We start from the raw sequence: 21,695 nt of genomic DNA, 5'->3' as shown, positions 1-21,695 counted from the left end.
TAGCGCGACGGCCAGCCTATTCCACCGAGACCCGCACCACGCCGGCGCTCATCATGCCGAGCGCTTTGGCCGCCGGCACCGAGAGATCGACGATCCGGCCGCGGATAAACGGGCCGCGATCATTGACGCGGCACTGAATCGACCGGCCACCGTAGGACACCGTCAGCACGCTGCCGAACGCGCGCGTGCGGTGAGCGCAGGTCAGTTCGCCGCCCTTACCGGCTTTTCCGTAACCGTAGTATGAGGCAAGCCCGCTTTCGGCTTGCGCGACAGAAAATGCAGAAAGCGAAAAAGTGGCCAGACTGAAGAATAACGTCGTCTGCGTTCGCACGGCACCGCTCCCGGTTGCCCTGCCCGGCGCTGCAAACGTCGATTTGTTCCGGTAAGTTCCAGGAACACTGCCGGGCGCGCCCGGCAGTGCCATCACACATTGTTACTGTTTATGGAACACCAGCGTGCGGACCTCGATGCTTTCGCGCGGCGCCGCATCGGCCGGCGTGGTCGGATCGACGAAGGCGGTATGCGGCCCGAAGCGGGTGCGGCCGTCGGTTGCGGAATCATAGCACTTGAGCAGCAGCGCCTCGTCCGGCGCCATCTCGGGAAAATAGAACCAGCGGTGGTTCGGATTGTATTTCACCGAATAGGTCTCGCCGCGGCGATTGGGATAGATCAGATCGGAGGCGACGAGATCGTCGGGCGCGACGGTCGTGCCGTCTGCCATCGCCAGCGGTGAATCGCGCAAGGGTCCGCGGATCGGCCGCCAGAGGTTGATCACCTGCACCCGCCCCCTCAAAAGCGCGTCGGCTTCGTCGGGCAGATGCTCGCGCACGCGGTTGGCGCCGGAGACGGCGGTCTGGTCGACATGGACGCGCGTCGCAGGCTGGCGCGGGCCGCCGTCGCGAATATCCGCCGCCCCCTCGACACGCCTGCGCACGGTATGATCGAAGATGACGACCCGGTCGGCCTTCAGCGTCGCGCGCAGGAACGCCTCGACGGCGGGATAATAGACCGCCCGGATTTCCTCGTCGTTGTAAAAGTCCTTCACTTGCGTCGGGTGACGCACCAGCGCAAAGCCCTCGCGATCGAGCGAGAAATTGTCCGCGATCAGGCGCGCATCGAAGATCGGGACCTGATGCGGCTCCGGCAACGACGTGCTCTTGGGCTCGCCCGGCGGCGGATCGAACGCATAGGTGCGCGGCTTGCCGGAAACCGGCGCGAGGTAGTTGAGTTCAGCAGTGACGAAGGGAAGCGATTCGATTTTTGTTTCTTGCAGGCCCATAGCCGGTCTCCCGATGTGGTCGTCTATCTGATTTTTGCGGGGATGCGGCGCGGTGCAAGGGAGGCGGTGTAAATAGCAATGGGGCTGTTGTCGGCGGTGAGGAACGCAGAAGAAATGTTTCGAGGGTAACCCGGCGTACGCTACTCCCCTTCTCCCCTTGTGGGAGAAGGTGGCGCGAAGCGCCGGATGAGGGGTATCTCTCCGCGAACTCAATAGTGAGAGGTGAGTACGCGGAGAGATACCCCTCACCCGTCTCGCCGCTATCGCGGCGAGCCACCCTCTCCCACAAGGGGAGAGGGAAAGCGCCGCGTCCGGTTCACGAGTGGCTTACAACCCCGCCTTGGCGATCGCGTCCGCAAACGACCGATCCACGATCTCGGCCGCATCGAGCTTCTGCTTGATCAGGCCCCAGCGGAAATAGAGGTCGATCGTGCTCTGCTCGTCCGCGACCACGCCGTCGTCGATGGGCGCGATCCGGATCTTCGCGCGCGACAGCCAGTTCTGCGGCACGGCGGTCGGGATGTTCATCAGCTTGCCCCAGGTCGCGGCATAGCTGTCGACGTTGCTCAGCGACCACGCCCGCGCCGCCGTGAGGCGGCGGATGAAGTCCGTCAGCTCCGCGCGCTTGTCGCGGATCGCGTCGGGCCGCGCGACCTGGAAGCTCAGCCCCGGCGTCAGACCCTCCGAGGTGATGACGCGGCGCGATTTGAACAGCACCTCTTCCTGGCTGACATACGGCTCCCACGTCGACCAGGCATCGACCGAGCCTTGCGTGTAGGCGATCTTGGCATCGGACGGCGCCAGGAACGCGATCTGCACATCACTTGCGTTCCAGCCGTTCTTCTCGAGCGCAGCAAGGATCAATTGATGGCCGATCGAGCCGCGACCCGTCGCGATCTTCTTGCCGCGCAGGTCCGCGAAGCTCTTGATCGGCGAATTCTCGGGCACGAGGATCGCGAGCCCCTCGCGGGTCTGACGGATCGCGGCGATCGCCTTCACTGGCGCGCCGGAGGCGGCGGCGAAGGTGAAGGGTGCATCGCCCACGATACCGGTCTCGATCGCGCCGGCGCTGAGCGCCTCCAGCAGCGGTGCCGCCGCCGGAAACTCCTTCCACTCGATCTTGTAAGGCAAGTCCTTGAGCACACCTGCCGCTTCCATCACGGCCTGCGAATTGCCCTTCTGGTCGCCAACGCGCAGTGTGTTTTGCGCCGCCACGAGCTCCAACGAGCCGAACAGCAGCGCACCGGCCAGCATGAGGCGGATCATTCCGCAGCCTCGCCGCGAACGGCCTGGCGCTTGGCGACCAGCTCGCGCGTCAGCGGGATCAGCTCGCGGCCATATTCGATGGCGTCGATCAGGGGATCGAAGCCGCGGATCAGGAAGTGGCTGATGCCGAGATCGTAATAGTCGCCGAAGACTTCGGCGACTTGCTCGGGCGTGCCGACCAGCGCGGTGGTGTTGCTGTTGGCACCCGTGAGCTTGGCGATCTCGGTCCAGAGCCGCTTGTCGATGCGGCTGCCCTGGTCGGCAAGCGAGAGCAGACGCCGCGCGCCGGCCGTGGCATGGCCGTCGGCGGGCTTGCGGTAGCCGGTCTTGTCCTGGAGCGCGGTGGCACGTGCCAGAATCTCTTCCGCCTTCTCCCAGGCCTGCTTCTCGGTCGGGGCAATGATCGGCCGCACCGAGAGGCTGAAACGCGGCGTCGGCCGTCCCTGACGAACCGCCGCGTTGTGGACGCGGGAAGTGACGTCGCGCACCTGCGCATAGGATTCACCCCACAGCGCAAAGGTGTCGGCATGCTTGCCGGCGACCTCGATCGCCGCATCCGAAGCGCCGCCGAAATAGATCCGGATGCCCTCGGGGCGATACGGCTTCACCTGCGAGAACGCATTCTCGACCTGGTAGTACTTGCCCTTGTAGGTGAACGGCTTGTCGCTGGTCCATTCGAGCTTGAGGACATCGAGGAACTCGGAGGTGCGGGCGTAGCGTTCGTCCTTGTCGTCGAGCGTGTTGCCGTCCTGGCGCAGCTCGGTGGCGTTGCCGCCGGTGATGACATGCAGCGCGACCCTCCCGCGCGAAAACTGGTCGAGCACGGCGAACTGGCGCGCCAGCAGCGTCGGCGCGGTGAAGCCCGGCCGCTGCGCGATCAGCACGTTGAGGCGGTCGGTGACGCCCAGCACGTGCTGGGCGATTTGGAGCGCATCCGGCGTCGTCGAATGAAACGCCAGCAGCGCGCGGTCGAAGCCGGCATTCTCGTGCGCCTTGGCCACCGTCTCGATGTGGGTGGGGTTGAGGACCGGCCCCTCGCGGACGACGGTTTCGGACGAATTGTTGTTGCTGATGAAGCCGATGAACTCGATCGACATGATCGTCTCCCTGTTTGTTTTCCTGAAAGCTAGAGGCCCAATGCGGCGCGGCCGAGGCCGGTGCGGGTGGCATCGTCCTGCGGCGTGTGCACGCGGCCGCACAAGACATCGCGATAGTGCCGCTCCAGCGGATTGGTGCGCGACAGGCCGTGATTGCCGGTCAGCGATAGTGCATCCTCGACCACGGCGACGGCGTTGTTGGTCACCGTCAGCTTGATGACGTTGGATTCGCCGGTGGAGAGATCGACGCCGTCGTCGAAGTCGCGGGCGAACGTCTCGATCAGCCGTGCATTGACTGCGAGCCTGGCCTCGATGGCACCGAGAATCTCCTGCGCCCGTGGCAAGGTCGCAAGCGGCGCGCCGAGGCTGGCGGGCACGCGCTGCTTCAGGAACGAGACGAACCAGTCGCGCGCGGCGCGGGCAACGCCGTCATAGATCGCGGCGACGAACACCGTGTGGACCGTCGCCTGCGCGATGTCGGGCGCATGCCACTCCTGGGGATTGCGGACATCGACCTCGGCATCGAGTGGGATCACGACGTCGTCGAAGATGACGTCGTGGCTGCCGCTGGCGCGCAGGCCGTGATGATCCCAGGTCTCGACGATGCGGGTGCCCGGCAGGCCAGCCGGCACCAGGAACTGGCCGACGCGCGGCTCGGCTTCGTCGGTCCGGGCCCAGACCAGATACCATTTCAGGATCGGCGACCCCGTCGAATAGATCTTGTGACCGGTCAGGCGCCAGCCGGTCTCGGTGCGCCGCGCGATCGTCGCCGGCAGGCCGCCGCGCGCGGGCGAGCCGAGCTCGGGCTCGACGCGGAGCGCGTTGACGAGCGCGAGGCCCTCGACGCTCTCACGCGCAAGCTTGCGCGACAGCTTCGCCGGCCAGGTCGGGCTGCGCCCCATCACCAGATGGTTGATGTAGTGCATCGACAGCACCAGCGCGGTCGAGGAATCGGCCTTGCCGATGATGCCGATGACCCGCGCGGCGTATCGTGCGCCCGCTCCGGCCCCGCCATGAACGGCCGGCACCGTCAGCGAAAGCAGGCCCGCCTCGGAGAGCTCGCGAAAATTCGCGAAGGGAAAGCTGCCGGCGCGATCATGCTCGGCTGCACGCGCAGCAAAGCCTTCGGCCAGCGCCTCGGCGCGCGCGATGTAGTCGGGCTCGCTATGGGCAGCCCGGCCCTTGGCTACGGACGTTACCATGTGGCGTCTAACCCCAGGAGACCAAGAATCTGACGGCGCAGATCCGCCAGATATGGATCGCCGCGATGGCGCGGATAGGGCCGGTCGACACGGATGTCAGCCTTCACGCGCGCCGGGCGATCGCTGAACACGATGACGCGGTTGGCGAGCACCAGCGCCTCCTCGGCGTCATGCGTCACCAGCAGCGTGGTAAAGCCCTTGCGCTGCCAGAGCGAGACGAGCTCGGCCTGCATGGTGATGCGGGTCAGCGAGTCGAGCTTGCCGAGCGGCTCGTCGAGGATCAGGATCTTTGGATCGTTCACGAGCGCGCGGGCGAGCGCGACGCGCTGCGCCATGCCGCCGGAGAGCTGATGCGGATAGGCATTGCGGAACGACGACAGCCCAACGAGATCGAGCGCGTCATCCACACGCTTCCCCTGGCTCTTAAGGATGCCCTGGGCCTCGAGGCCCAGGGCGACGTTGTCCCAGACCGACCGCCAGGGAAACAGGGTCGGATCCTGGAACACGACCACGCGCGAGGGATGCGGGCGGGTGATGCGCACCTCATCCTCGCGGAGCGTTCCGGCCTTGGGCTTGTCGAGGCCGGCGACGAGCCGGAGCAATGTCGACTTCCCGCAGCCGGAGGGGCCGAGCAGCGCGACGAACTCGCCCGGCTCCACGGAGATGCTGACGTCGCTGAGAACAGGCAGCTCAGTGCCATCGATGTCGAAGGCGTGGCTGACCTGCTCGATGTCGAGCGCGGCGCCAGCGGCCGGCGGGGACTCGATTTCGGCCAGTGCGGTTGCGGCTACCATTTCACGGTCCCCTTCTGCCAGACCAGCAGGCGATCGCGGATGGCGAACAGCAGCGTGATGGCGCCGGAGCAGAGCAGCGACATCACGATCAGCGCCGCATACATGTTGGCGTAGGCGGCCCAACCCTGCGCCCATTGCAGGTACCAGCCGAGCCCGGCCTTGACGCCGATCATCTCGGCCACGACCAGCACGGCGAAGGACGAGCCGAGGCCCATGAACAGGCCGACGAAGACGTGCGGGAGTGCGGCGGGGATCGCGACCTTCAGCACCAGGAAGGACGGCTTTGCGCCGAGCGTGCGTGCGACGTCGTAATAGGCGTTGCTGACGCTCGCGACGCCGGACCAGGTCAAGACGGTGACCGGGAAGCCGGTCGCCAGAGCGATTAGGAAGGTCGAGGCGCTCCAGCTCGACGGGAACGTGAAGAAGGCGATCGGCAGCCAGGCGGTCGCCGGCAGCGGGCCGATGAAGCGTAGCACCGGATGCACCCAATAGCCGACCGCGCGCGACCAGCCGATCGAGACGCCGGTCAGGAAGCCGACCGTGGCGCCGATCAGATAGCCGCCAAGCTGGAGCTTGACCGAGGCGGAGACGCTGTCGAGCAGCTTTGGCAAATCGTCGGTATAGACCTCGATGATCGACTGCGGCGGCGGGAAGAACGGCAGCGGCAGCCAGGCGAATTTTGCCGTGGCAACTTCCCACAGCGTCAGGAATGCGCCGAGCGCCACGAGCCAGGGCGCGCGCTGGCGCAAGGCCTTCCCGGCGGAGCCGAGGTAGTCGGCGCCGACGGTGCCGAACAAGGCGATTGCGGCAACGATGAAGGCGGCGATGCCGAGCGAGTGCGTCCGCGACCAGTCGCCGACATCCTCCCACCACAGGCAGGACAGGCCAAACGCGATCCACGCGACGCTGGCGAGAATGCCGACGCCGGATTCCCGGACCCAGCTTGCAAGAACCGGCGCGCGCGAGAGGCGCGGCGCGCCGGAGGCGAGGCCGTCAGACAGCGAATACGTCGACATAGATGCGCTCCGCGAATTTGGCGGTATCGGTGCTTTGCTTGAAGACCTGGACGCTCTTCAGATCGTCGGCATAGGCCTTGAGCTCGCGCTTCAACACCTCACCCACGGGATGATGATGATGGGTGTGGTAGCGCACCATGCCCTCGATATCGGCGAGCGACGCCGTCTTCGGCGCGTAAGGCTGGAACGACTTCGCCGTTACGGTCGGGTTCTGCGCGGTGAACATCGCGGCATCGAGCAGCGCCTGCGTCAGGGCGCGCGCGACCTGCGGCTCCTCGCGCACCAGGCTGCCGCGCAGGCCGAGGATGCAGCAGCTCTTGTCGCGATATTCGCCGTCGAGGTTGGAGGCGACTTCCTTGTACTGGGTGTCCTTGAGCCAGAGATAGCCGAGCGGATCGGAGGACAGGAAGGCCTGCACCTCGCCCTTCTCGACGGCGACGTTGAGCAGGTTGCCGGGATAGGCGCGCCAGTCGACATCCTTGACCGGGTCGATACCGAGCTTGGCGAGCTGAATGGAGAAGAAGTTCTTGTCGGGGCCACCGAGGTCGCCGACCGCGACGATCTTACCCTTGAGGTCGGCGAGCTTGCTCACGTTGGAGTCGGCGCGGGTCAGGACGCGCATGCAGCCGCCATGGGTGCCGGCGGCGATCTTGACGTCAAAGCCCTGCTCCAGCGGCTTGAGCCAACGCAGCGCCATGCCGAGCCCGGCATCGCTCTTTCCCGTCGCGATCGCCTCGAGCAGCTGATCGGTCGAGCCGGAATAGTTGATGAGCTCGATGTCCAGATTGTGCTTCTGGAAGAAGCCGTGCTCGATGGCGACGGGCACCGGGGCGAGACAGACCGCGCCCGCGTTCCACGACAGTTTCAGCTTGCGCGGTGCGCCGGTGAGGACGGGGCCATCCGCGGCCGTCCGGCACAGCGGAAACTCCGACAAGTCGACACCGGGTGCGATCGCCTGTGGCGCAAAGGCCTGGGCTGCACCAAAGGCACCAAGCGGCGCGGCCAACGCCGCTGCAAGCCCCGCCTGCAGCAAATGACGCCGGTCGAGGCCCGACCCGCTGCGCTTGTTGTCGTTGCCCATCAGTCCCCACTCCTGCGCTGGCACAGCTCCGCCATTCACGCAACATCTCGCGTTGCGCATGTTCCATGTGGAGCTGCGTTGAGAGAATAATTTTCGCCGACGCTTCCCGCGCCGCTTTGATGCGATGCGCAAATCATGCGGCGCGCCCGCCGCATCGTCAATGAAATGGAATTTCGAATGTGACGCGAAGCGAGGTCATTCTCTCCATCAGCGCATGGGACAGCGATGAAACGATTTTCGTTGCTGCATCATCTTGCAAGGATGCGCCGCGACTCCGCAGACTGCATCATTCTTGCGCATCACCCGCCGCGCACGCGGTGCGTTCTCGAAAGCGGCGCTGCGCTGAAACGTCATTGCCTGACGCATCTGCAATACGGATAGCCATTTCATTGACTGCGCATCGCGCCGTCATAGACTTGATCGTCTCGCTGCATCGCTCGCTCACGCGTCGTGGGCAAAGCAACAAGACAGGCTACATGAGCATCAACTTCGACGACCATTCCATCACACGCCGGCTCGCAGCATCGCTGTTCGCCGCAGCCATCACCTTGTCGACCGCGGCCGCCTCGTTCGCGGCCGACACCGTCGTGCTGCGCGTCGGCGACCAGAAGGGCGGCAACCGTTCGCTGCTCGAAATCTCCGGCTATGCAAAGGATCTGCCCTACAGAATCGAATGGTCGGAATTCCCTGCCGCCGCTCCGATCCTGGAAGCGCTGAACGCCGGCGCGCTCGACGTCGGCTACACCGGTGATCTCTCCTTTCTCTCGGTCTATGCGGCCGGCGCGCCGATCAAGGCGATCGGCGGCACGCGTTCGGATGCGAAGACGCAAGCGATCCTCGTGCGCCAGGATTCGCCGATCAAGTCGGCCGCCGACCTCAAGGGCAAACGCCTCGCCGGCACGCGCGGCGGCTGGGGCCAGTTCCTGATCGACGCGACGCTGGAGAAAGCGCAGATCAAGCTGGAGGACGCGACCTTCGCGCCGCTCGGCCCGGTCGACGCCAAGATCGCACTCGTCGCCGGCTCGATCGATGCCTGGGCGGTGTGGGAGCCCTATGTCTCGTTCGCAACGCTGAAGGACAAGGCCCGCGTGATCGCTGACGGCGAAGGCCTGACGCCGACCATCACCTTCATCGTGGCCTCCGACAACGCCATCGCCACCAAGCGCGCGGCGGTGCAGGACCTCGTGCAGCGGCTGAACAAGGCGCGGCTATGGTCGCTGGATCATCTTGGCGAATACGCCAAAAGCACGGCCGAACTGACAAAACTGCCGGAGGACGTGCTGCTGTCGGCCTACACCGCGCAGCGCACCAGCCCGATCGTGATCGACCAGAACGTGGTGAGGGAGGTGCAGGAAGCCTCCGACCGCTCGACGCGCTACGGCATCCTGCCGAAGACGCTCGACGTGAGCAAAGCCGTCGACCGCAGCTTTACAGCCGCGGCCGCGGGGTCAAACTAGCGCGGGGCGCGGCGGGATGCGCAAGTCCAGCCTCAAGGCCGGCCCGTTGCATCTCGCCGCGATCGTGCTCGCGCATTTCGCCTGCATGAGCCTGATCGTGTGGCTCTCGCTCTAGCCGCGCAGGGTCCTTACCAATATCCGCGATCATAGGCCCGGTACGGCCGGTAGTAGCCGTAGCGAGGGCCGTAATATGGACGATAGGCTCGATAGCCGTAGTAGCTGGGACGCGCGTAGTAGCCGCCATACCCATAGCTCGGCCCGTAGCCGCCGTAATAGGCCGGCGCATAGCCATAGGACGGAGCGTAGCCATACCCGTAGCCCGAGCCATAACCACCATAACCGCCGTAATACGGGCCGCCGCCATAGTAACCATAGGGCGCGCTGCTCGCGATGGCACCGCCGATGATTGCTCCGGCGAGGAGGCCTCCTGCGCCCCATCCCCAGCCACGGCCGCGCCAATACACCGGGGTGACATCGTCACCAACGGCAGCCTTCATGGTCGCGACGTTGGTCGGCAGCGGAGCCGCTGCCGCCTGCTCGATTTGGCTGGCCATCACCGCGCCCGCCAGCGAACAGGCAATCGCCGTTTTCCAGATACTCATCGTCTTGCTCCCTGTCTGACGTTCGTTTGGAAAAGGATCGCAAGGCCATGATCGGGCATCCTTGCCCCAAGTCAAAGCCTCCGAAAGTCACAGCCTGCATTGCGTGCACCGCACAAGAATACAAGCGCATGCCTCGATTGTGGTCCGGCCAACGCCAGCGCCCGCACGGACATGACACCGGTGCGACGGAGCCACAGGCCACAGCAAAGCATTAAGCTTCCCGGGCGTTCGCAACCAACAAGCACCTTCCCGATTTACTATTCGTACCGTTACTATCGGTTCCAATGTGCGCGGCCGGGAGGCTTCTCGCAAAGCGCCAGAGGTGTGGGAGGATGACATGAGTGCCGCGAGACCCGAGCCGCTTGCCCGTCAGGCGCTGGCGTTCGTCCTGGCCGGCGGACGCGGCAGCCGGCTTCTGGAACTGACCGACCGGCGCGCCAAGCCCGCGGTCTATTTCGGCGGCAAGTCCCGCATCATCGATTTCGCGCTGTCCAATGCGGTAAATTCCGGCATCCGCCGGATCGCGGTCGCGACCCAGTACAAGGCGCACAGCCTGATCCGGCACCTTCAGATGGGTTGGAACTTCTTCCGCCCCGAACGCAACGAGAGCTTTGACATCCTCCCGGCCAGTCAGCGCGTCTCGGAGAACATGTGGTATGTCGGCACGGCCGACGCGATCTATCAGAACATCGACATCATCGAGTCGCACAACGCACGCTTCATCGTGGTGCTCGCCGGCGATCACATCTACAAGATGGACTACGAGGTGATGCTGCGCCAGCATGTCGACAGCGGCGCCGACGTCACGGTCGGCTGCCTCGAAATGCCGCGCGCGGAATCATCCGGCTTCGGCATCATGCATGTCGACGAGAACGGCTGGATCCAGCAGTTCCTCGAGAAGCCCAAGGATCCGCCGCCGATGCCGGGCAAGCCAGACGTCTCGCTCGCCAGCATGGGCATCTACGTGTTCGATACGAAATTCCTGTTCGACCAGCTCAAGCGCGACGCCGAGGATACGAACTCCAGTCACGATTTCGGCAAGGACATCATCCCCTATATCGTCAAGAACGGCCGCGCCATCGCGCATCAATTCTCGACCTCGTGCGTACGCTCGGGCAGCGATCCCCGCGCCTACTGGCGCGATGCCGGCACGGTCGATGCCTATTGGGCGGCCAATATCGACCTCACCGACGTCGTGCCGGAGCTCGACCTGTTCGACCGCGCCTGGCCGATCTGGTCCTATGCGGAGATCACGCCGCCCGCCAAGTTCGTCCATGACGAGGAGAGCCGGCGCGGCCAGGCCGTGAGCTCGCTGGTCTCGGGCGGCTGCATCATCTCCGGCGCCTCGCTGCGCCGCTCGCTGCTGTTCACCGGCGTGCGCGTCAACTCCTACGCCACTGTCGAGAACGCCGTGATCATGCCCTACGTGAACGTCGCTCGCGGCGCTCGCTTGAAGAACGTCGTGATCGACCGCGGCGTCGAAATCCCCGAGGGGCTCGTCGTCGGCGAGGACCCGGAGCTCGACGCCAAGCGCTTCCGCACCACCGAGCAGGGCATCTCGCTCATCACCCAGACAATGCTCGACAGGCTCAATACATGACGCCTGTTCGCGTCCTCGCGGTCGCCTCCGAAGTCTACCCGATCGTCAAGACCGGCGGCCTCGCGGATGTCGCCGGCGCGCTGCCGCTTGCGCTGAAGGCGCACGGCGTCGAGATGCGCACGCTGATGCCGGGCTATCCCGACGTGATGCGGATGCTGGGGGGAGCCGGCGAAATCCGGCGCTGGCCGGATTATTTCGGCGGCCCGGGCCGCCTGCTCGCGGGCTCGCATGACGGCCTCGACCTGTTCGTGCTCGACGTGCCGCATCTTTACGCGCGACCGGGCAATCCGTACGTCACCCCTGAGGGCGTCGACTGGCCGGACAACGGCGTGCGCTTCGCGGCATTGTCGCGTATCGCGGCCGATATCGGCCACGGCCTCGTGCCCGCGTTCGTGCCGGATGTCGTCCATGCCCATGACTGGCAGGCGGGGCTCGCGCCGGCCTATCTGCACTATGACGGCGGGCCGCGCCCCGGCACCGTGATGACCATCCACAACATGGCCTATCAGGGCAAGTTCGATCGCACGCTGACAAGCGCGATCGGCCTGCCCGCGGCGGCGGCGTTCGACGTTCACGGCCTCGAATATTTCGGCGGCATCAGCTTCCTCAAGGCGGGGCTTCAACTCGCCGATCGCATCACGACGGTATCGCCGACCTATGCGCAGGAGATCCAGAGCGATGAAGGCGGCATGGGGCTCGGCGGCCTGCTGCGCGAACGCGCTGATGTGCTGAGCGGCATCCTCAACGGCATCGACACCGACGTGTGGAATCCGCAAACCGATCCGCACATCGCCTACCGCTTCGGCGCGGACGACCTCACATTCCGCGCCGCGAACAAGGCGGTGCTTCAGCAACAGTTCAATCTCGATTCCTCGGACGAGGCGCCGTTGCTCGGCGTCATCAGCCGCCTGTCCTGGCAGAAGGGGCTCGATCTCCTGCTCGAGGCCATCCCGACCATTTTGGGCGACGGAATGCAGCTCGCGCTGCTCGGCAGCGGCGATCGCGATCTCCAGGATCGCTATCAGGCCGTCGCCCGCGCGAACCCCGGGCGGATCGGCGTCGTGATCGGCTATGACGAGATTCTGGCGCACCTGATCCAGGCCGGATCGGACGCGCTCATCGTGCCCTCGCGGTTCGAGCCGTGCGGCCTGACCCAGCTCTACGCGCTGCGCTATGGCGCCGTCCCGATCGTGTCGCGCGTCGGCGGCCTCGAAGACACCATCGTCGACATCGGTGGGGCCGACACATCGGACCGCGACGCGACCGGCTTCAAGTTCGCGCCCGTCACCGTAGAGACCCTCACCGGCACGCTGCGCAAGGCCAACACCGCCTTCCACAACAAGGCGACCTGGCGCCGGCTGCAATTGAGCGGCCTTGCGACCGACGTCTCCTGGCGCAACCGCGCCGGCGACTATGCCGTGCTCTATCGCGATCTCATGGCGGCGCGCCGGACCTCATGATCACCACCGAATCCATGCTATAGAGCCGGCATGGACCCTTTCGCGATCAAGCTGATCGGCTTTGCCGCCGCAACCTGCACCACCGTCGCCTACGCGCCGCAGTTCATCAAGGTCTGGAAGACCCGCTCGGCGCGCGACATTTCGCTCGGCATGTTCCTGGTCATGGTGCTGGGCCTGGCGCTCTGGCTCATCTACGGCCTGCTCTCTGGCGACGCCCCGCTGGTCGCGGCCAACGCCATCACCATGGTGCTCGCCGGCGGTATCCTGTTCATGAAGCTGAGGTATGGGTGAGGTTGAAGCTGCGTAGAGCGGATTGGCGCGCGTACCCATAAAATCCGGGATGTCTGTTTTCGAGGGGCCCCGGAGCGGACATAGACAATCGATCATCGTGTGGTCCGTGCGGTACCTGAAAGGTAACGGTCCTTGATCCAGATCAAGTCAGACTGTTTGTAGCTCGCTGCTTAATTGCCAATATGCCAGGCCGCAGGAGCCGCCTCCGTAGCGGCGCCGGAAACATTCTTCGTCGCTACGGCGCCGCCGTAATATGAAGGGGCAGCGACAGACGCATTCTCAACACCGATCTCGCGTTCCCAAGGGGGCGCCTATGAGTAGATCAGAAGCTGACGTCCAAGATCTGCGAATGATGGAAAGATGCCTCGAACTCGCCCGGCAAGGGGTGAAGCAAGGAGAGCTGCCATTCGGCGCCGTAATCGCGTTTCGAGGACAGGTCATCGCAGAAGCGACCAACCACGTTTCATCGGAATGCGACGTGACCCGACACGCGGAACTCGTGGCTCTTTCAGAGGCGCAGAAGATTCTAAGACAAAAGCGTTTGCCGGATTGCACCTTGTATTCAATCGTCGAACCTTGCCCAATGTGTTCTTTCCCGGCACGGGAGGCGCGGATTGGTCGCGTGGTGTTCGCCATTTCATCTCCGATCATGGGCGGATTTTCGAGATGGGACGTTCTGTCGGACAACAGTTTGTCGAGCAAACTGCCTGAGGTCTTCGGACCTGCGCCGGAAATCGTCTCGGGCTTGCTATCCCAAAGGGCCGAGCAGGTTTGGCGCGACTGGAACCCGCTCGCCTGGCGATTTATGAGACGACGAGGCTGCTTCGGACGAGCGGCCGAGCAGACTTCGTGCCACGCGGGCGCGCCTCGGCCAACGTTTTCCTGGAACGCGCTGGCGGATATTTTGGCCGCGCCGGCTCTTTCGGTGAGTAACGTCTTCCTGCGCCGGCGTGCAGATTCAAACACCATCTCGGACCTGGACAAGCCTGGAGTCTGAGATCGGGAGCGCGCTGCTGCAGGATCAGGCGCGTGTGGCTATCGTTTCAAGTGCACGCGTTGGAATGGGGACTCGGTCTCGTGAACACAGGTGCGGGAAACCAAAGTGAGCTCCGAGTCGTCGCTTGGCGCTGCGCAAAGCCATCACCGCCATGACGGAGTCAACGGCGAGCCGGCTAAGACCAGGGAGTTGCCCCGGGTCTTGAACAAGCGAACGTCCAATCTTGCGCAGTTCTGGCTTACCTGCGGGCCCAATATCTATGAGCGCTGCCCTCGGAAGTTTTCGATGAGCAGGGTTTAGAACAACACGACAGACGGCAAAGGGAATTCTGAGTTCGGAAGCAATTCGAGCGACGATCTGCGACTCCATATCGGCGGCAACCGCCCCGGTGATGCCATGGAAATCCCGTCTCTCTTCAAGACTTGTCATCGGGGAAGCGACACCAGCTATCGCAGAGTAGCTGGCACCCGGGATCATCCGAAGGAGCTCCTCGGCCCAGGGGAGGTCAGCTGGATAAGCTTCATCTTTCGCGGCAAATACCGACGAGGCGATGACAATGTTACCTGGTCGGAGCTTCGGATCTAGCCCGCCGCACACTCCGAAACTGATAATGCCGCGCGCGCCATGTCTGATGGCGTCACGCAAGTCAAAGGCGGTCCGGTCACCTTCAGCGATCATCGCTGGCGCGCCGGCTATTCTGGCCTCGATCGCAAGTCCAACGACGGCGATGACCGCCTTCACGTCACAGCGGGGGGCGCCAGTCTGAGCGTCGTTGACCGTGACATGCAGCGTCATCAGAGGCGTCGATAATCCTGAAACCGAAGTATTTCCAGACTCGGACAATCAAGAGTAAGCCGGCACTAGCACTGTCCGTCTAGACAAAATCGACAGGCCTCCCGATTGGAAGCCAGTTGTTGGAGAACTGTGCCTCGGACACCACAGCTGCCGCCTGATCGCGGCGGAGACTCGCACCTTCAATGGCGCAACGAACCCAAAGCGGACTCCTCGCAAATACCGTGAATCGCTGTGCTTCAGCGAGAGCGGTGCCATGATCGAATTTTGCCGCTGTTTTGCCCGACGTGTCAAACCCGTCGAAATACCGCTCGCGTATCCTGCCCGGCAAAAGTACTCTGCTAAGCCATTCTATTTGCTGGGCCGTTCTACTGTGCATGGGGTTGTTTTCGACATTTTTAGTCGGAACCCCGTAGGGTGGATTAGCCCGCGGCTGCGCGAAGCGCAGTCCGCCAGCGTAATCCACCACCTTCATTGCGGCTCGATGGTGGATTACGCTGCGCTAATCCACCCTACGATTCATCCAAACACATACGACGCCATCGCGACGTTCGCGACCTCGTCGACGAAGACGCGCTTGCCAACGTCGCTGCCGGCGGCACCTGCCGCCACCATCAGCGGCAGCAGATGGTCCTCGCGGGGATGCGCGAGACGCGCGCTCGGCGCGTTCTCCCAGTCGACCAGCATCGCATTGCGGCGCGCCGCATCCGGGTTGCTGATCGCCTCGTTCAGATAGGCCTCGAAATCATACGAGACCGGCTTTGACTCCGGCCGGTTGAAGCCGCGCATGTTGTGATAGGTGAGCCCGCTGCCGACGATCAGGATGCCTTCGTCGCGGAGCGATGCGATCGCCTGTCCGACCTTGATGTGCTCGGCCGCATCGTAGCTGGACTTCAGCGACAGCAGCACGATCGGCATGTCCGCGTTCGGATACATCAGGCCAAGCGGCACGAAGGTGCCGTGATCGAAACCCTGATTGGGATCCTCCCGGCAATCGAGGCCCGCGTGCTTGAGCAGCGCCCTCACCTCCGCGGCGAGCTCGGGCTTGCCCGGCGCTGGATATTTGAGGTGATAGGTATGCTCGGGGAAACCGTAATAGTCGTACACCATCGGCGGATGCGCCGAGGTCGACACGGTGAAGGCGTCGGCCTCCCAATGGCCGGTGATGACGAGCACGGCCTTGGGCTTCTCGGGGAGAAGCTGCGGCAGCCGGCCGAACTCCGCGGCCGTCTTGGCGTATTGCACCCGCCTGTCCTCCATGAAGGGCCAGGGGCCGCCGCCGTGCGACAGGAAGAAGGTTGGAAATCGCGTCATGGATGCCGGCTCGTCTCGTTGACAACATGCGCGTGCGAGCTGCCCGCGCGAACGGCGGCGAGCATAGGCAAACCGGTATGGTTAGCAAGTCGTTAACGATTTGCCGCTCACAATCCGGCCGTGGCCGAAGGAATCGGCCTGAAGACAAGCGAGACGTGAGATGAAGAAGTTTGCGCTGGGGGACGTCGTCAACAGTGACAAGGGCCGCCGCGGCGTCGTTCGCGCCGCCTACAGGTCCAAGGACGGCCACCAGTTCTACGCCGTCGAGAAGGACGGCGCGATGGACCATTTGGAAGAACACCGGCTGAGCCCGGCGCCGCGCGTCGAGCTCGCGGCCTAAGCCCAACTCATTTTCTGCTCTCACTTGCAAGCCGGTCCAGGCGATCCGACCAGGGGTCGTCTCCGCTCGCGATGCGATCGTTCGTGATCAGCAGCAGGCGATCGCGGCCTGCGGCCGCGTCCCAATGCGGCAGGTCCGGGCCGTTGGGATTGCCAGTCTTCGCAAAGTTGATCCAGTAACCGCGCATGCGGGTCGCGACCTCGCGATCCCCCCATGTGAGCGGTCCCGCGCCGGGCACGCCTTCCGCGCCGAAGATGAACTGCAACTCGCGCCCGTGCCCTTCGTCGGGATTTGTGCGCCGGGCCTCGGTCACGTAAGCGAAGCGATAGCGAAACGTTGGCGCACCGGTTGCCGCATGGAGGCGGGCAAGCAGCCTGACCGGCTCGGAGAAAACCTTGTCGGTGTAGAATCTGGCTGCGCGCTCCGATGGCCTGGCGATGTCAGGGTAGAGCTGGCGCAGCTCATCGCTGCTCTCGCCCGAGGACGCCAGCGTCTCCTTGATCTCCCGCTCGCCGTCGAAACGTGTCTCGTCATCATTCGAGCCGATCATAAGTGGAATGCGGCTTTCATGTCCCGCCGCAAATCCAGTGGCCACATCTTCGCGCACCAGGATTCCATCCATCGCAGGCGCGAAGCTGCGCTCGGATTTGGCGAGCAGTTTTTGTTCGGCCGCAAGCAGCCGCGCCGGCGCGACGATGCGCAAATCCGCCTGCTGCCCAAGCGCCGCCACGAATTGCCGGCCCATGGCCTCCGCCTCCTGCACCGGGCGCAGGCGCGCGCGGCCGGGCAGCGATTGCAGAATGGCTTTCTGGAAGAGGTCGCGCGATTGCGCACACAGCATCAGCAGCGCGATCGATGTCGCGCCTGCGCCGCCGCCGAACAAGGTGACGTTGTTCGGATCGCCCCCGAAGGCCGCGATGTTGTCGTGCACCCAATGCAGCGCCGCGATCTGGTCCATCAGGCCGTAATTGCCGGAGCCACCTTCCGACAGCGCGGGATGAGCGAGCCAGCCGAGCACGCCGAGACGATAATTCACGGTGACCACGATGAGACCGGCTTGCGCGAGCTTTGCACCGTCGAACAGCGGATCGTTCGCGGTGCCGCTGATGAAGCCGCCGTCATGGATGAAGACCATCACCGGCAGCGGGCCGTCGACGCCGAAGGGACGGAATACATTGAGCGTGAGGCAGTCCTCGCTCGTATCAGGCAGCGAGGGCTGAAGACACGGCGCGCCGTACTCATAGGCGGTGCGCATCTCGGGGTTCTCGGCCGTTGCCTGCGGTGGACGCCAGCGCAGTGCGCCGACCGGAGCCGCCGCATAAGCCAGCCCCTTGAACGACGCCACCTCGCCCTCAACGGCGCCGAGCATCTGTCCTTCACGCGTCAGCGCGAACGGAAACTGCCCGACCGCCTGAGCGACGGCAGCACCGTCCCAGCAGAGGAGTGAAGACGCCACAACGAGCGCAAACTGGAGCCGCATCCTGGGGGATCTCGATGCGCCAAAAGGTTCCCTGACAGGTTACGTCTGCGGCCCGCGATGAGGCAAGCTCGGCGGCGCCGGCTAACCGCCCTTAGCGACGATCTCCGCCAGCGCGCGGCGTGCGACGATGCCGAGCTCACCAAGCGTGGAATGGCCCGATTGCGCCGCCTCGATCAGGCGCTCGGCGATGAACCTGCGGCTGTCGTGATCGCCGCCGTGCGGCAATTGGCGGCACGTCTGCTCCAGGACGACGTCCATGTTGGCTTTCGTCCGCTCGCTCAACTCTGTCATGACGTCCGGTCGGTACGCGTGGCTTGTAACCGCAAGCATACACAGAAGGATGTGGTCTGATTAGCCCGGACAATCCCGGCGGTTGTGCATCGCGGTGCGTGTATCGCCGCAACCTTCGCGCGGCCACGATGGCGCCGCAAACGACTACCGAAGATTGTACCTGTCCTGATGACAAGCCAAGCCTGCGGCGATAGCCTGCCGGCAAAACAAAAGACACGGGAGGAATACCATGCCAGACGCAATGGTCGCCGCACGTGAGTCCAAAGCGGCGAGTGGAACAGCCCAACAAGTCGACGTTGCCGTGGTCGGCGCCGGATTTGCCGGCCTTTATCTTCTCCATCGCCTGCGCAAGTCCGGCCTTACGGCAGTCGCCCTCGAGGAAGCCGGCGATGTCGGCGGCACCTGGTACTGGAACCGCTATCCCGGCGCCCGCTGCGATATCCAGACCATCGACTACAGCTACACTTTCGATCCGGAGCTCGATAACGCGTGGACCTGGTCGGAGAAATACGCGACCCAGCCCGAGATCCTGCGCTATCTCGGCTTCGTCGCCGACCGCTACGATCTGCGCCGCGATATCCACTTCAAGACCAAGGTCGCGGAAGCCAAATGGGACGAAGCGACTGAGCGCTGGCAGCTCACCACGAGCAGCGGCACGCCGGTCTCCTGCCGCCACTACATCATGGCCACAGGCTGCCTCTCCGCGCCGAAGCCGCCGGAGATCGACGGCGTCAAGGATTTCGAGGGCAAAGTCTATTTCACCGGGCGCTGGCCGCATGACGGCGTCGATCTCGCCGGCAAGCGCGTCGCGGTGATCGGCACAGGCTCGTCAGCCATCCAGTCGATCCCGCTGATCGCCGAGCAGGCCGCGCATCTGACCGTGTTCCAGCGCACACCAAACTTCGCGCTGCCGGCGCACAACGGCCCCTCGCCGTCCGATCGCATGGATATTTTCCAGAGCGACCGCGCGGCCTATCGCGAGCAGGCGCGACAGTCGATGACCGGCGTGCCCTATCCGCAGCAGACCGTCGTGAGCTGGCAATTGAGCGATGCCGAGCGTCGTGAGCGGTTCGAACGTGCCTGGGCAGCCGGCGACCTCGTCCACATCCTGACGCAGCTCTGGGCCGACCAGGGCGTCGACTTCAACGGCAATGCGCTGATCGGCGAGCTGATCCGCGAGAAGATCGGCACTGCCGTGAAGGATCCGGAGACGGCGGCGGCGCTGATGCCGCACGACCATCCCTTCGGCGCAAAGCGCCCCTGCCTCGATACCAATTACTACGCGACCTACAACCGGCCGAACGTCACGCTGGTCAATCTGCGCCAGGAGCCTATCAAGGCGATCACCGCGAGCGGCATCACGACGGCCAAGCGCAGCGTCGACGTCGACGTCATCGTGTTCGCGACCGGCTTCGACGCCATGACCGGCGCGATCCGCGCCGTACATCCGATCACAGGACGCGGCGGCAAGTCGCTGACCGATGTCTGGGCGCACGGGCCGCAGACCTATCTCGGGCTCACGGTCGAGGGCTTCCCCAACTTCTTCATGATCACCGGGCCCGGCAGCCCGTCGGTGCTGTCGAACATGGCGGTGTCGATCGAGCAGCATGTCGACTGGGTCGTCGACCGCATCGCTGCGCTACGCGACGCCGGCTTCACCACGATCGAGCCGACCGAGACCGCGCAGGCCGGCTGGGGCCGGCACATGACGGACTGTTCGATGGTGACCCTGCACCGGCTCGCCAACACCTGGTACACGGGCGCCAACGTGCCCGGCAAGGTGCAGGGCCTGATGCCTTACACCGGCGGCGTCGGCCCCTATCGCAGCATTTGCGACGAGGTCACGGCCCGCGGCATGCTCGGCTTCAAGCTGACCGGCCCCAACGGCGCCGCGCAATGCAACGACGGCGAGGTGGTATGCCTGCAGCCGGATGTGCGACTGGTGCTGAACCTGCTCGCATCGCTGAACCTGCCGCCGATCGAGTCGATGGGCGCGCTCGGCGCACGCGCCTTCGTCAACGAGTTCAACCAGGGCCGGCCCGCGGGACGGCCGATCGGCGAAATCGTCGAGGGCACGCTGCCCGGCGCGGACGGCCCGCTGCCTTACCGGATCTACAAGCCGGCAACGCCGGGGCCCCATCCGGTCGTGGTCTATTTCCACGGCGGCGGCTGGGTGCTCGGCGACGAGCAATCGGACGAGCCGCTCTGCCGCGATCTGGTGCGGCGGACCGGCATGATGTTCGTCAGCGTCGGCTATCGCCATGCGCCCGAGCATCGTTTCCCGACCGCGGCCGAGGACGGCTATGCGGCAACGCGCTGGATCGCCGAGCACGCGACCGAGCTTGGCGGCAGGCCGGGCCCGGTGCTGGTCGCGGGCTGGAGCGCCGGCGGCAACATCGCCGCCGTCACCTGCCAGCTTGCGCGCGATCGCGGCGGGCCTGACATCGCCGGCCAGCTCCTGGTCTGCCCGGTCACCGATTGCACCTTCGACCGGCCCTCCTACAACGACAATGCAACCGGCTATTTCCTGACGCGCCCGCTGATGTACTGGTTCTGGGACCTCTACTGCTCACCGGCCGACCGCACTGATCCGCGCGTCTCGCCGCTGCGCGGCAACGTCGCCGGCCTGCCGCCGGCCTTGGTCGTCACCTGTGAATTCGACCCGTTGCGCGACGAGGGCATCGCCTATGCCGAGGCAATGGCGGCCGCCGGCGTCCCGGTCGAGCAGCTCAGGGCGCGCGGCCATTTCCACTCGTCCTTTGCGATGGTCGACGTGGTGATCACCGGTGTAGCAGGCCGGGTGCAGATGGCCGAAGCCCTGCGGCGCTTCGCCGGGCTTCCGCCGGAAGTCAGCCGCGGCGATGAGGATAGCCACGATCATGCCAGCCCGGGCCACAGAATCGCGGCGGCCGCGAGTTGATTTGCGACAAGGCGGCCGGGAACCTTTTCCCGGCTGCTGCGTTAAGCGCTTGGCATTAAGATGCAGCGATAGGTGTGGGCCCTGGCACGCAGATCCGCGTGTTGGGGCTATTTTTGTTGCGTGAGGCGAGACGATGGGAGACGTGGTTGCGGATTCAAAGGTCGATTTCGGAGCGCCTGCAGCCCTGCATAAATGGCCGTCGCTTGCGAACCAGCGCCGACCGGACAGGGATTCTTATCCGATAAGCGAAGGTACGCTCGACCAGTGCATATCGGCCTTCATGGAGAAGCCGGCCACGACCAGGCATCTCTATGAGATTCACACGATTGCGCAGCCGCCGCTGGTCACCGATATCCTCTCGCCCGAGCACGTCATCGAGCTATCGCGGTTGAGAGAATTTCTCTGATTGCGTGCAG

General features: G+C 64.7%; 21 protein-coding genes. 8 read left to right on the top strand and 13 right to left on the bottom strand.

Annotated elements, in window-relative coordinates; translation table 11 throughout:
- Positions 1–16: 16 nt before the first annotated feature.
- From AB7Z56_RS10105 to AB7Z56_RS10070, 8 genes are all read right to left on the bottom strand, one after another.
- A complete protein-coding gene (locus tag AB7Z56_RS10105; protein ID WP_071910599.1) occupies positions 17–331 on the bottom strand; it encodes a septal ring lytic transglycosylase RlpA family protein in 315 nt (104 codons plus the stop codon).
- A gap of 102 nt (positions 332–433) precedes the next feature.
- Positions 434–1,279: a CmcJ/NvfI family oxidoreductase gene (locus AB7Z56_RS10100; RefSeq protein ID WP_283017457.1), complete on the bottom strand. Its 846-nt coding sequence runs from the start codon at positions 1,277–1,279 to the stop codon at positions 434–436.
- A 327-nt stretch (positions 1,280–1,606) separates the two neighbouring features.
- Positions 1,607–2,545, bottom strand: a complete 939-nt coding sequence (locus AB7Z56_RS10095; RefSeq protein WP_283017458.1) for an ABC transporter substrate-binding protein — start codon at positions 2,543–2,545, stop codon at positions 1,607–1,609.
- Complete coding sequence (locus AB7Z56_RS10090; RefSeq protein WP_283017459.1) at positions 2,542–3,642, bottom strand: LLM class flavin-dependent oxidoreductase; 1,101 nt, start codon at positions 3,640–3,642, stop codon at positions 2,542–2,544. The genes AB7Z56_RS10095 and AB7Z56_RS10090 overlap by 4 nt, the downstream gene beginning before the upstream one ends.
- A gap of 29 nt (positions 3,643–3,671) precedes the next feature.
- Positions 3,672–4,844, bottom strand: coding sequence for an acyl-CoA dehydrogenase family protein (locus AB7Z56_RS10085; RefSeq protein WP_354095485.1), 1,173 nt, complete (start codon positions 4,842–4,844; stop codon positions 3,672–3,674).
- Positions 4,838–5,638 carry an ABC transporter ATP-binding protein gene (locus tag AB7Z56_RS10080; RefSeq protein WP_354095484.1) on the bottom strand — a complete coding sequence of 267 codons (801 nt, stop codon included), beginning with the start codon at positions 5,636–5,638 and terminating at the stop codon, positions 4,838–4,840. The genes AB7Z56_RS10085 and AB7Z56_RS10080 overlap by 7 nt, the downstream gene beginning before the upstream one ends.
- Positions 5,632–6,654: an ABC transporter permease gene (locus AB7Z56_RS10075; protein WP_283017462.1), complete on the bottom strand. Its 1,023-nt coding sequence runs from the start codon at positions 6,652–6,654 to the stop codon at positions 5,632–5,634. Before AB7Z56_RS10075 ends, AB7Z56_RS10080 begins: the two co-directional genes overlap by 7 nt.
- Positions 6,632–7,735: an ABC transporter substrate-binding protein gene (locus tag AB7Z56_RS10070; RefSeq protein WP_283017463.1), complete on the bottom strand. Its 1,104-nt coding sequence runs from the start codon at positions 7,733–7,735 to the stop codon at positions 6,632–6,634. Before AB7Z56_RS10070 ends, AB7Z56_RS10075 begins: the two co-directional genes overlap by 23 nt.
- A 476-nt stretch (positions 7,736–8,211) precedes the next feature.
- Between AB7Z56_RS10070 and AB7Z56_RS10065 the strand changes: the two genes are divergently transcribed.
- A complete protein-coding gene (locus AB7Z56_RS10065; RefSeq protein ID WP_283017464.1) occupies positions 8,212–9,192 on the top strand; it encodes an ABC transporter substrate-binding protein in 981 nt (326 codons plus the stop codon).
- 128 nt (positions 9,193–9,320) lie between these two features.
- Here AB7Z56_RS10065 and AB7Z56_RS10060 read toward each other — a convergent pair whose 3' ends face one another.
- On the bottom strand, positions 9,321–9,794 hold the full coding sequence (locus AB7Z56_RS10060) for a hypothetical protein (protein ID WP_283017465.1): 474 nt from the start codon (positions 9,792–9,794) through the stop codon (positions 9,321–9,323).
- Between the two features lie 337 nt (positions 9,795–10,131).
- Here AB7Z56_RS10060 and glgC point away from each other — a divergent pair, with 337 nt between their 5' ends.
- From glgC to AB7Z56_RS10040, 4 genes are all read left to right on the top strand, one after another.
- Positions 10,132–11,394, top strand: coding sequence for a glucose-1-phosphate adenylyltransferase (gene glgC, locus AB7Z56_RS10055; protein WP_071910585.1), 1,263 nt, complete (start codon positions 10,132–10,134; stop codon positions 11,392–11,394).
- Positions 11,391–12,854, top strand: a complete 1,464-nt coding sequence (glgA, locus tag AB7Z56_RS10050; RefSeq protein WP_283017466.1) for a glycogen synthase GlgA — start codon at positions 11,391–11,393, stop codon at positions 12,852–12,854. The genes glgC and glgA overlap by 4 nt, the downstream gene beginning before the upstream one ends.
- A gap of 30 nt (positions 12,855–12,884) precedes the next feature.
- A complete protein-coding gene (locus AB7Z56_RS10045; protein WP_028150382.1) occupies positions 12,885–13,145 on the top strand; it encodes a SemiSWEET transporter in 261 nt (86 codons plus the stop codon).
- Positions 13,146–13,458: 313 nt separating this feature from the next.
- Positions 13,459–14,142: a nucleoside deaminase gene (locus AB7Z56_RS10040; RefSeq protein ID WP_166343526.1), complete on the top strand. Its 684-nt coding sequence runs from the start codon at positions 13,459–13,461 to the stop codon at positions 14,140–14,142.
- A gap of 24 nt (positions 14,143–14,166) precedes the next feature.
- Here AB7Z56_RS10040 and AB7Z56_RS10035 read toward each other — a convergent pair whose 3' ends face one another.
- Together AB7Z56_RS10035 and AB7Z56_RS10030 are read right to left on the bottom strand one after the other, a co-directional pair.
- Positions 14,167–14,937, bottom strand: a complete 771-nt coding sequence (locus AB7Z56_RS10035) for a phosphorylase family protein (protein WP_283017467.1) — start codon at positions 14,935–14,937, stop codon at positions 14,167–14,169.
- A gap of 516 nt (positions 14,938–15,453) precedes the next feature.
- Positions 15,454–16,248: a DODA-type extradiol aromatic ring-opening family dioxygenase gene (locus AB7Z56_RS10030; protein ID WP_283017468.1), complete on the bottom strand. Its 795-nt coding sequence runs from the start codon at positions 16,246–16,248 to the stop codon at positions 15,454–15,456.
- Positions 16,249–16,408: 160 nt separating this feature from the next.
- On the opposite strand from AB7Z56_RS10030, the gene AB7Z56_RS10025 reads away from it, so the two are divergent.
- Positions 16,409–16,588 (top strand): hypothetical protein, encoded by a 180-nt coding sequence (locus AB7Z56_RS10025; RefSeq protein ID WP_441256194.1) that lies wholly within the window; start codon positions 16,409–16,411, stop codon positions 16,586–16,588.
- A 7-nt stretch (positions 16,589–16,595) separates the two neighbouring features.
- Here the strand turns inward: AB7Z56_RS10025 and AB7Z56_RS10020 are convergent, their stop codons facing one another.
- The gene (locus AB7Z56_RS10020) at positions 16,596–18,068 is read right to left on the bottom strand and encodes a carboxylesterase/lipase family protein (RefSeq protein ID WP_354095483.1); all 1,473 of its coding nucleotides are present in this window, start codon (positions 18,066–18,068) and stop codon (positions 16,596–16,598) included.
- An 81-nt stretch (positions 18,069–18,149) separates the two neighbouring features.
- On the bottom strand, positions 18,150–18,398 hold the full coding sequence (locus AB7Z56_RS10015) for a hypothetical protein (RefSeq protein WP_014493107.1): 249 nt from the start codon (positions 18,396–18,398) through the stop codon (positions 18,150–18,152).
- A gap of 190 nt (positions 18,399–18,588) precedes the next feature.
- On the opposite strand from AB7Z56_RS10015, the gene AB7Z56_RS10010 reads away from it, so the two are divergent.
- Positions 18,589–21,279, top strand: coding sequence for a flavin-containing monooxygenase (locus AB7Z56_RS10010; protein ID WP_283017470.1), 2,691 nt, complete (start codon positions 18,589–18,591; stop codon positions 21,277–21,279).
- A gap of 133 nt (positions 21,280–21,412) precedes the next feature.
- On the top strand, positions 21,413–21,685 hold the full coding sequence (locus AB7Z56_RS10005) for a hypothetical protein (RefSeq protein ID WP_028156484.1): 273 nt from the start codon (positions 21,413–21,415) through the stop codon (positions 21,683–21,685).
- Positions 21,686–21,695: the final 10 nt, after the last annotated feature.

Origin of the sequence: Bradyrhizobium sp. 482_C4_N1_8, from assembly GCF_052075965.1 — a bacterium.
Classification (GTDB): Bacteria; Pseudomonadota; Alphaproteobacteria; order Rhizobiales; family Xanthobacteraceae; genus Bradyrhizobium; species Bradyrhizobium barranii.
Note: the sequence above shows the minus strand (reverse complement) of the source record. Positions and strands in the feature narration are given on the sequence as shown.

Bases quoted from the DNA above. Each gene is read 5' to 3' on its own strand.
- AB7Z56_RS10100 (WP_283017457.1), bottom strand. From the start codon at position 1,279: ATGGGCCTGCAAGAAACAAAAATCGAATCGCTTCCCTTCGTCACTGCT.
- AB7Z56_RS10095 (WP_283017458.1), bottom strand. From the start codon at position 2,545: ATGATCCGCCTCATGCTGGCCGGTGCGCTGCTGTTCGGCTCGTTGGAG.
- AB7Z56_RS10090 (WP_283017459.1), bottom strand. From the start codon at position 3,642: ATGTCGATCGAGTTCATCGGCTTCATCAGCAACAACAATTCGTCCGAA.
- AB7Z56_RS10085 (WP_354095485.1), bottom strand. From the start codon at position 4,844: ATGGTAACGTCCGTAGCCAAGGGCCGGGCTGCCCATAGCGAGCCCGAC.
- AB7Z56_RS10080 (WP_354095484.1), bottom strand. From the start codon at position 5,638: ATGGTAGCCGCAACCGCACTGGCCGAAATCGAGTCCCCGCCGGCCGCT.
- AB7Z56_RS10075 (WP_283017462.1), bottom strand. From the start codon at position 6,654: ATGTCGACGTATTCGCTGTCTGACGGCCTCGCCTCCGGCGCGCCGCGC.
- AB7Z56_RS10070 (WP_283017463.1), bottom strand. From the start codon at position 7,735: ATGGGCAACGACAACAAGCGCAGCGGGTCGGGCCTCGACCGGCGTCAT.
- AB7Z56_RS10065 (WP_283017464.1), top strand. From the start codon at position 8,212: ATGAGCATCAACTTCGACGACCATTCCATCACACGCCGGCTCGCAGCA.
- AB7Z56_RS10060 (WP_283017465.1), bottom strand. From the start codon at position 9,794: ATGAGTATCTGGAAAACGGCGATTGCCTGTTCGCTGGCGGGCGCGGTG.
- glgC (WP_071910585.1), top strand. From the start codon at position 10,132: ATGAGTGCCGCGAGACCCGAGCCGCTTGCCCGTCAGGCGCTGGCGTTC.
- glgA (WP_283017466.1), top strand. From the start codon at position 11,391: ATGACGCCTGTTCGCGTCCTCGCGGTCGCCTCCGAAGTCTACCCGATC.
- AB7Z56_RS10045 (WP_028150382.1), top strand. From the start codon at position 12,885: ATGGACCCTTTCGCGATCAAGCTGATCGGCTTTGCCGCCGCAACCTGC.
- AB7Z56_RS10040 (WP_166343526.1), top strand. From the start codon at position 13,459: ATGAGTAGATCAGAAGCTGACGTCCAAGATCTGCGAATGATGGAAAGA.
- AB7Z56_RS10035 (WP_283017467.1), bottom strand. From the start codon at position 14,937: ATGACGCTGCATGTCACGGTCAACGACGCTCAGACTGGCGCCCCCCGC.
- AB7Z56_RS10030 (WP_283017468.1), bottom strand. From the start codon at position 16,248: ATGACGCGATTTCCAACCTTCTTCCTGTCGCACGGCGGCGGCCCCTGG.
- AB7Z56_RS10025 (WP_441256194.1), top strand. From the start codon at position 16,409: ATGAAGAAGTTTGCGCTGGGGGACGTCGTCAACAGTGACAAGGGCCGC.
- AB7Z56_RS10020 (WP_354095483.1), bottom strand. From the start codon at position 18,068: ATGCGGCTCCAGTTTGCGCTCGTTGTGGCGTCTTCACTCCTCTGCTGG.
- AB7Z56_RS10015 (WP_014493107.1), bottom strand. From the start codon at position 18,398: ATGCTTGCGGTTACAAGCCACGCGTACCGACCGGACGTCATGACAGAG.
- AB7Z56_RS10010 (WP_283017470.1), top strand. From the start codon at position 18,589: ATGCCAGACGCAATGGTCGCCGCACGTGAGTCCAAAGCGGCGAGTGGA.
- AB7Z56_RS10005 (WP_028156484.1), top strand. From the start codon at position 21,413: ATGGGAGACGTGGTTGCGGATTCAAAGGTCGATTTCGGAGCGCCTGCA.